The following is a 7,892-nucleotide window of genomic DNA, read 5'->3' on the forward strand; positions in this document are numbered from 1 at the left end:
GCGGGCGCGCCCGGCTGGTCTCACAGGCTTGCGGCCAGCCGGGTTCCCTGATCGATCGCCCGCTTCGCGTCCAGTTCCGCGGCCAGTTCGGCGCCGCCGATGACGTGCGGGGCCGCCCCGAGCGCGGTGAGCTCCTCGGCGAGCCCGCGGGCCGACTCCTGACCGGCGCACACCACGATCGTGTCGACCGCGAGCAACTGCGGGCGCTCGTGCTTGTCCCCGAAACTGATGTGCAGCCCGGCATCGTCGATCTTGTCGTAGCGCACATTGGTCAGCTGCTGCACGTGCTTGGCCTTCAGCGCGGCGCGGTGCACCCAGCCGGTCGTCTTCCCCAGTCCCTTGCCGATGCGGGAATCCTTGCGCTGCAACAGATACACCTGATGCGGTGCGGGTTCAGGGCGTGCCTCGGTCACCCCGCCGCGGGCGAGCTCCGGATCGGTGACGCCCCACTCCGCCTGCCATGCGCGCAGATCGAGGCTGGGTGACTCGGCGTGGGTGAGGAATTCGCTCACGTCCACCCCGATGCCGCCCGCGCCGATCACCGCGACCCGGTCACCGACCGGCTTCCCGTGCTTGACGACGTCCACATAGGACAGCACGGAAGGGTGTCCGATGCCGGGGATCGCGGGCATCCGCGGGGTGACCCCGGTGGCCACGATGATCTCGTCGAATCCGCCCGCGGCAAGGGAATCCGCGCTCGCCGGGGTGCCGAGGTGCTGTTTCACCCCGGTCAGTTCGAGCTGGCGGCGGTAGTAGCGGATGGTCTCGCCGAACTCCTCCTTGCCGGGAATCCGCTTGGCGATGGCGAACTGGCCGCCGATGGATTCCTCGGCCTCGAACAGTTCCACCGCGTGCCCGCGCCCGGCGAGCCCGATCGCCGCGGAGAGCCCGGCCGGACCGGCACCGACCACCGCGATGTGTTTGGCCCGTCGGGTCGGCAGCAGGCGCAGCTCGGTCTCGTGCGCGGCGCGCGGATTGAGCATGCAGGTGGCGCGCTTGAGCGAGAAGGTGTGGTCCAGGCAGGCCTGGTTGCACGCGATGCAGGTGTTGATCTCGTCGGCGCGCTCGGTTTCCGCTTTGCGCACCCAGTCCGGATCGGCGAGCAGCGGACGGGCCATGGAGACGAGGTCGGCGTCCCCGCGGGCGAGTACTTCCTCGGCGGTCTGCGGCATGTTGATCCGGTTCGAGGTGACGATCGGGATCCCGATGTGCGGCCGCAGTTTCGCGGTGATCCCGGTGAACGCGGCGCGCGGGACCGAGGTCACGATGGTCGGCACCCGCGCTTCGTGCCAGCCGATCCCGGTGTTGAGCAGGGTGGCGCCCGCCTGCTCGATCTCCCCGGCAAGGGCCAGCACCTCGTCCCAGGTCTGTCCGCCGTCCACCAGGTCCCACAGCGAGATCCGGTAGATGATGATGAAGTCCGGGCCGGTGGCCGCCCGCGCGGCGCGCACGATCTCCACGGCGATCCGGCGGCGGCGCTCCGGTGTCCCGCCCCAGGAGTCGGTGCGCTTGTTGGTCCGCGGGGCGAGGAACTGGTTGATGAAATAGCCCTCCGAGCCCATGATCTCGATGCCGTCGTAGCCCGCATCGCGGGCCAGCCCGGCGGCCCGGCCGAAGTCCGCGATCTGCTTGCGGATCCCGCGCTCGCTCAGCGCACGCGGCCGGAACGGGTTGATCGGGGCCTTGATCGAGGAGGCGGAGACCGAGAGCGGATGGTAGGCGTACCGGCCCGCGTGCAGCAGCTGCATCGCGATCCTGCCACCGGACTCGTGCACCGCATCGGTGAGCACGCGGTGCTTGCGTGCCTCGCCGGGAGTGCTCAGCTTCGAGGCCAGCGGATACAGCGAACCGGTCTTGTTCGGCGCGAAACCACCGGTGACCATCAGCCCCACCCCGCCGCGCGCGCGTTCGGCGAAGTACTCGGCGAGCTTGTCCAGATCGCGCGCGCGATCCTCCAGCCCGGTGTGCATGGAACCCATGAGCACCCGGTTGCGCAGTGTGGTGAATCCGAGATCGAGCGGGGCGAGCAGGTTCGGGTAAGCGGTCATGACTGGTCACGTCCCAAGGCTTCGAGTACTTCCTCGCACCACTCGACCATGCCCTGTTCGGCACGGATTCCGCCGCGCAGTACGAGGTACTGGTGCAATCCCCGGCCGTGCAGCGAGCCCGGATCGGGGAAGTCGTTCTTCTCGATCACGCGGTACACGTCGAGCCGTTCCGCGTGATGGTCCCGGTGCCGCGCGACCTCGGCCCGGACCGCGGCCACATCCCCGAGGCTCGCCCCGCGTACCTTCACCGCCAGTTCCTCGCGCAGGTGCGCCGGTTCGCTCGGTTCGGCGAGCCAGCGGCGCAGTTCGGCGCGCCCGCCAGCGGCGATCCGGTAGTGCTTCTTGTCCGGGCGGCCCTGCTGGGCGACGTGTTCCACCGCGACCCAGTCCAGCTCCACCATCCGCTTCAGGGTCCGGTAGATCTGCTGATGGCTGGCCGCCCAGAAGTAGCCGATGGACTTGTCGAACCGGCCGGCGAGCTCGTATCCGGAACCGGGCCGTTCCTCCAGCGAGACCAGGATCGCGTGTTCGAGCGCCATGCCGGGAGGCTACCTATGCAACAAGGTGCACTGCAACCAGTTGCCTAAAGAACACCGCGCGCGGGTGGTATACGGAGTGCATGACGATCACCGGCATCGCCGTGTACCCGGTCCGGCCGCGCTGGATCCTGGTGCGCGTGGACACCGAGCGGTCCAGCGGCTGGGGCGAGGCGATCGTGCCCAAACGCCTGGCCAGTGTGCGCGCCGCGGTCGGGGAACTCGGCCGGGTGCTGCACGGCGCGGACGAGAACCGGATCGAGGAGATCGCCACCCGCTGCCGTCAGGGCGCCTTCTTCCGCGGCGGTCCGGTGCTGTCCACCGCGGCCGCGGCGATCGAGCAAGCGCTGTGGGACATCAAGGCGCGCCGCTTCGGAGTGCCCGTGTGGGAGCTGCTCGGCGGGCGGGTGCGCGAGCGGGTCCGGGTCTATGCCTGGATCGGCGGGGACCGGCCGAGCGAGGTGGTCGAGGCCGCGCGGCTGCGCCTGGAACAGGGCTTCTCCGTGGTGAAGATGAACGCGACCGCCGAGTTCGACCAGATCGAGACGACCGCGGCGGTGGACGAGGTGATCGCGCGGGTCGCCGCATTGCGTGAGGCGTTCGGCACCCGGCTGGACCTGGCCCTGGATTTCCACGGCCGGGTGCACCGACCGATGCTGCGCCCGCTGCTGCGCGAACTCGAACCGTACCGGCTGCTCTGGGTCGAGGAACCGCTCGCGCCGGGCCACGAATCGCTGCTCGGGGAACTGCGCGGCGCCACCCGGATCGCCACCGGAGAGCGATTGTGTTCCCGCTGGGAGTTCCGCGAACTGCTGCATGGCGGCGCGGTCGACATCCTGCAACCCGATGTCTCGCTCACCGGGCTGTTCGAACTGGAGAAGATCTGCCGGATGGCCGAGTGCTATGACGTTCCGGTGATCCCGCACTGCCCGAACGGGCCGGTCTCGCTCGCCGCCTCGCTCCAGGTGGCGGGCTGCTGCGCGGGAATCCCGATGCTCGAACAGTCACTCGGGCTGCACTACAACACCGGCTACGCGGGAGCGGGTAGCGCCGAGCCGCAGGAGTACCTGCGTGATCCCGCCCCGCTGCGGCCGGTGGACGGCTACCTGCCCGTTCCGGAGGGCCCCGGACTGGGGATCGAACTGGATCCGGGCGCGCTCGAGCGCGGGCACACCGAACACGTGCTCCCGGACCCGCAGTGGCGGCTGCCGGACGGGCGCCTCACCGAGTGGTGAGTTTGCGCAACCGCGCGATGCCCTCGTCGAGCACCTCATCGCGTTTGCAGAAGGCGAAGCGCACCAGCGAGCGCCACGGACCGGGTTCGTCGGTGAAGGCCTCCACCGGGACCGCGGCCACCCCGGCGCGTTCGGGCAGCGACCAGCACAGCTGCGCGCCGTCGGTGAACCCGAGCGGGCGCACATCCGCGCAGATGAAGTAGGTGCCCTGGCTGGAGAGCACGCCGAAGCCCGCCTCGGCGAGCCCGTTCGCCAGCCGATCCCGCTTGTCCTGCAAGCCGTCGCGCAGTTCGGCGACCCATTCGCCCTCGGCGCGCAGCGCGTGTGCCACCGCGGGCTGGAACGGTGCCCCGCCGACGAAGGTGAGGAACTGCTTGGCCGCGCGCACCGCACCGAGCAGCGGGGCGGGCGCGCACACCCAGCCGATCTTCCATCCGGTGCAGTTGAAGCTCTTGCCCGCGCTGGAGATCGCCACGGTGCGTTCGCGCATCCCCTCGAACTCGGCCAGCGAGTGGTGTTCCGCGCCGTCGTAGACCAGGTGCTCGTACACCTCGTCGGTCACCGCGATCAGGTCGTGGTCCACGCAGATCCGCGCGATCCCGGCCAGTTCCTCGGTGGTGAACACCGTTCCGGTCGGATTGTGCGGGGAATTGAGCAGGATCGCCCTGGTGCGCGGGCCGACCGCGGCACGCAGCTCGTCCGGATCGATCGCGAACCGGTCCCCGTCCCGGCGCAGCGGAACCGCCCTGCGCTGGGCCCCGGCCATGGCCACCGCGGCGGCGTAGGAGTCGTAGTAGGGCTCGAGCACCAGCACCTCGTCCTGGGCATCGACGAGCCCGAGCATGGCCGCGCTGATCGCCTCGGTCGCGCCGACGGTGACCAGTACCTCGGTGTCCGGGTCGTAGTGCAGGCCGTAGCGGGTGCGGTGCTCGGCGACCGCGGCACGCAGTTCCGGCATCCCCGGCCCGGGCGGGTACTGGTTGATCCCGTTCGCGATCGACTCGGTGGCCACGCGCAGCATGCCCGCGGGGCCGTCGGTGTCCGGGAACCCCTGGCCCAGATTCACCGCCTCGGTACGCACCGCGAGCGCGGTCATCTCGGCGAACACGGTCGTGGTGAACGGGCGCAGCTTCGGGACGATGGGTGGTTCTCGCACACGGGGAGTTTACGCGAAGGCGCCGATCGAGCGAGTGACCGTTTTTCGAGATGGGAGGGAGCCCCTGGCGACCGAGGCCCGGAACGAGTGAGAAGCCGAGCCATCGATAGCGCCGGTGCTGTCACAATGGGACGGTGACCTCGACCGAAACACTGCCCCCAGTGCAGCAGGCCAAGCTGCGCCAGCTGCGCCGGATGAAGATCGTCGCGCTGTCCGCACTGGTCATCGCCGCCATCGTGTACGTGGTGACCTACATCCTCGGGCCGAGCGGCTGGGTCGGCTACCTCAACTCCGCGGCCGAGGCGAGCATGGTCGGCGCGCTCGCCGACTGGTTCGCGGTGACCGCGCTGTTCAAGCGCCCGCTCGGGCTGCCGATCCCGCACACCGCGATCATCCCGACCCGCAAGGACACCATCGGTTCCGCGCTGTCCGACTTCGTGGGCACCAACTTCCTCGCCGAGGAGGTGGTGCGCGGCAAACTGTCCAGCGTGGCCATCGCCGCGCGCATCGGGGCGTGGCTGCGCAAGGAGGAGAGCGCCGAGCGGGTCACCGCCGAGCTCGCCACCGTGCTGCGCGGTGTGGTCACCGTGCTGCGCGACGAGGATGTGCAGGCGGTCATGGAACAGGCCGTGGTGCGCAGGCTGGTCGATCAGCCGTGGGGCCCGCCGCTGGGCAAGATCCTCGCGCGGGTGTTCGAGGACGGATCGCATCACCGGCTCGTCGATCTGGTCACCGATCGCGCCTACGCCTGGGTGCGGGACAACCACGAGACCGTGCTCGGGGTGGTCGCCGAACGGTCCCCGTCCTGGTCGCCCAAGTTCGTCGACGAGATGCTCGCCGACAAGGTCTACACCGAACTGCTCGCCTTCGCCTGGGCGGTCAAGGTCGACGTCAACCATCCGATGCGCCAGGCACTCGACGGGTTCCTCGTCGAGTTCGCCAAGGATCTGCAGACCGATCCGGAGATGATGCAGCGCGCCGAGAACGTCAAGCAGCAGGTGCTCGAACACCCCGAGGTGCAGGGCCTGATCTCCTCCGCGTGGGGCACCGCCAAACGCATGCTGCTCGACGCCGCCGAGGATCCCTCCTCCGAACTGCGCAGGCGGGTCCGGGACGGACTGGTCAACCTCGGCAAGCGGCTCGAATCCGACCCCGGGCTGCAATCCAAAGTGGACGGTTGGGTGGAGGGCGCCGCCGGTTACGTGGTGCGCAACTACGCCACCGAGATCAGCACCCTCATCTCGGACACCGTGGAACGCTGGGACGGCAAGGAGGCCTCTCGCAAAATCGAAATCCAGGTCGGTAAGGACCTGCAGTTCATTCGGATCAACGGCACCATCGTCGGTGCGCTTGCCGGTCTGGTCATCCACGCGGTGACGCAGCTGTTCTGACGGCGATCTCGGCTGTGCCGGGAGAGTGCGGCTCGCGGGTTCGGTGTTCGGGTGGGGTGAATCCGGGCTTTCCCTGAGGTATTCGGACTTGCCATTCGGTGTGGCGGATCATGCGGTGGTGGCGGGCGCAGAGCAGCACCATGTTGTAGCCCATGTCGAGCACTTCGGCCGCTGAACCAAGAACCTTTGGCTGCGCCGATCGGGTGTGCCGAGTGCGTCGAGGACGGTGCGGAGTGGGTCAGTCCGCGTGGTCCGACTTCGGTAGCGGCCTCGGCGACCGGTGTGCCGTCTTTCTCCAACTGTGCGGCCTGATGCAGCAACTCCGGCTCGGCACGGCGCACGGTCGCAGCCTGTTTCACAAGCCTGTCCACCCGTTCCCGGCTCGACGGTATCGCGCAGTCCTTCCCGTCATCGCCGGAAATCCTCCGCAGATCCTCCGCTGCAGATCGCCCCGCTGACGAAACCCGCGCCTAGAGCACTCGCCGTACGTGATAGTCGATCGTCGCGCGTATCTCCTCCAGGCTTCGCGTGCCGTGCAACAGATCGAGGGCGAGCCCGGAAACGCCGGAAACCAGCAGCCGGGCCTCGTGGCGCGGATCGATCCCGGGGTTCGCGGCAATGATGCCCGTGACGAGTTCCTCGAGGGGGTCGGCATCGGCGAGGAACACCCGTGCCAGCTCCGGATCGGTGAGGCTGCGCGCGTAGTAGGCGGTGAGTACGAGCAGGCTTTGCCGCCGCCGCGCGTCCAGCGGCAGGAACTCCTCGAAGACGGTGCGCAGTAGTTCGCGCGGCCGGCTCGTCTCGCCGAGCGCTTCCAGGTGAACACGTGCTCGTGTCTCGTTCTCGGCGTGCAGCGCTTCCAGTGCCGCGATCAGGATCCGGTGTTTGTCCGTGAAGTGGTACTGCACGACTCTGGTGGAGACCCCGGCCTCCGCGGCGATTTCCCGGACGCTCGCCGATTCGAGGCCGCGCTCGGCCGCGATCCGCCACACCGCTTCGATGATCGTGCGGCGCCGCCGCGCCTGGATCGCACTCGGGGCGGCGGGCCCTGGCTCCGGTGGATGCGAACGCGCGCGGTAGGCCTTCGCCTGGCACGAGCGCGAGCAGTAGCGCGGCGGTCGCCCGCGTCCGCCGGTATGGATCCCCCGGCCGCAGCGTGCGCATTTTTTCGTCACGCTCATTCTTCCGCAGCCCACGAAGTTCGTGTGACGTAACCACTAATTTTTGCTGCTGCCACGTAGAAAACCCTACCAGCTATGGTTACGGTCGTAACCATGACGAAATCGGGGTACGAGGTGTGCATGGCGCTGTGCGTCGCGCTCGGCAGCATGTTCGGGCTGCTACCGCTCATTCAGCGGGTGGTCGGCTGGGAACAGGGCGGTCTCTACGGGAAGGTCACCGGCGGGCTCGGCATCACCGGGCCGTGGACATACCTGCTCCCACTCGGCGTGGTCGTGGTGATGTTCTCGATCGTCATCGTGCTCGACGGCGAGAAGAAGAAGCGCTCCTAAGGGGTGTCTCGTAAC

At 68.8% G+C, this 7,892-nt stretch carries 7 protein-coding genes; 3 read left to right on the forward strand and 4 right to left on the reverse strand.

The features are described from left to right. Positions 1 to 20 precede the first annotated feature (20 nt). Both AD72_RS30445 and AD72_RS30450 read right to left on the reverse strand, forming a co-directional pair. Positions 21 to 2,048: an NADPH-dependent 2,4-dienoyl-CoA reductase gene (locus tag AD72_RS30445; protein WP_031470083.1), complete on the reverse strand. Its 2,028-nt coding sequence runs from the start codon at positions 2,046 to 2,048 to the stop codon at positions 21 to 23. Continuing rightward, a complete protein-coding gene (locus AD72_RS30450; protein WP_031470084.1) occupies positions 2,045 to 2,587 on the reverse strand; it encodes a PadR family transcriptional regulator in 543 nt (180 codons plus the stop codon). Before AD72_RS30450 ends, AD72_RS30445 begins: the two co-directional genes overlap by 4 nt. An 80-nt stretch (positions 2,588 to 2,667) precedes the next feature. Here AD72_RS30450 and dgoD point away from each other — a divergent pair, with 80 nt between their 5' ends. After that, positions 2,668 to 3,819 (forward strand): galactonate dehydratase, encoded by a 1,152-nt coding sequence (gene dgoD, locus AD72_RS30455; RefSeq protein WP_031470085.1) that lies wholly within the window; start codon positions 2,668 to 2,670, stop codon positions 3,817 to 3,819. Here dgoD and AD72_RS30460 read toward each other — a convergent pair. Then, positions 3,806 to 4,975, reverse strand: coding sequence for a pyridoxal phosphate-dependent aminotransferase (locus AD72_RS30460; RefSeq protein ID WP_031470086.1), 1,170 nt, complete (start codon positions 4,973 to 4,975; stop codon positions 3,806 to 3,808). The genes dgoD and AD72_RS30460 overlap by 14 nt on opposite strands. 194 nt (positions 4,976 to 5,169) lie before the next feature. Between AD72_RS30460 and AD72_RS30465 the strand changes: the two genes are divergently transcribed. Continuing rightward, positions 5,170 to 6,366 (forward strand): DUF445 domain-containing protein, encoded by a 1,197-nt coding sequence (locus AD72_RS30465; protein WP_231645053.1) that lies wholly within the window; start codon positions 5,170 to 5,172, stop codon positions 6,364 to 6,366. Positions 6,367 to 6,836: 470 nt separating this feature from the next. Here the strand turns inward: AD72_RS30465 and AD72_RS30470 are convergent, their stop codons facing one another. Further along, entirely contained in the window at positions 6,837 to 7,547 is a 711-nt protein-coding gene (locus AD72_RS30470) for a TetR/AcrR family transcriptional regulator (protein WP_082469239.1), read from the reverse strand. A gap of 93 nt (positions 7,548 to 7,640) precedes the next feature. Between AD72_RS30470 and AD72_RS30475 the strand changes: the two genes are divergently transcribed. Continuing rightward, positions 7,641 to 7,877 carry a hypothetical protein gene (locus AD72_RS30475; protein WP_031470089.1) on the forward strand — a complete coding sequence of 79 codons (237 nt, stop codon included), beginning with the start codon at positions 7,641 to 7,643 and terminating at the stop codon, positions 7,875 to 7,877. Positions 7,878 to 7,892 lie beyond the last annotated feature (15 nt).

Source organism: Sciscionella sediminilitoris (assembly GCF_000737195.2).
Classification (GTDB): domain Bacteria; phylum Actinomycetota; class Actinomycetes; order Mycobacteriales; family Pseudonocardiaceae; genus Sciscionella; species Sciscionella sediminilitoris.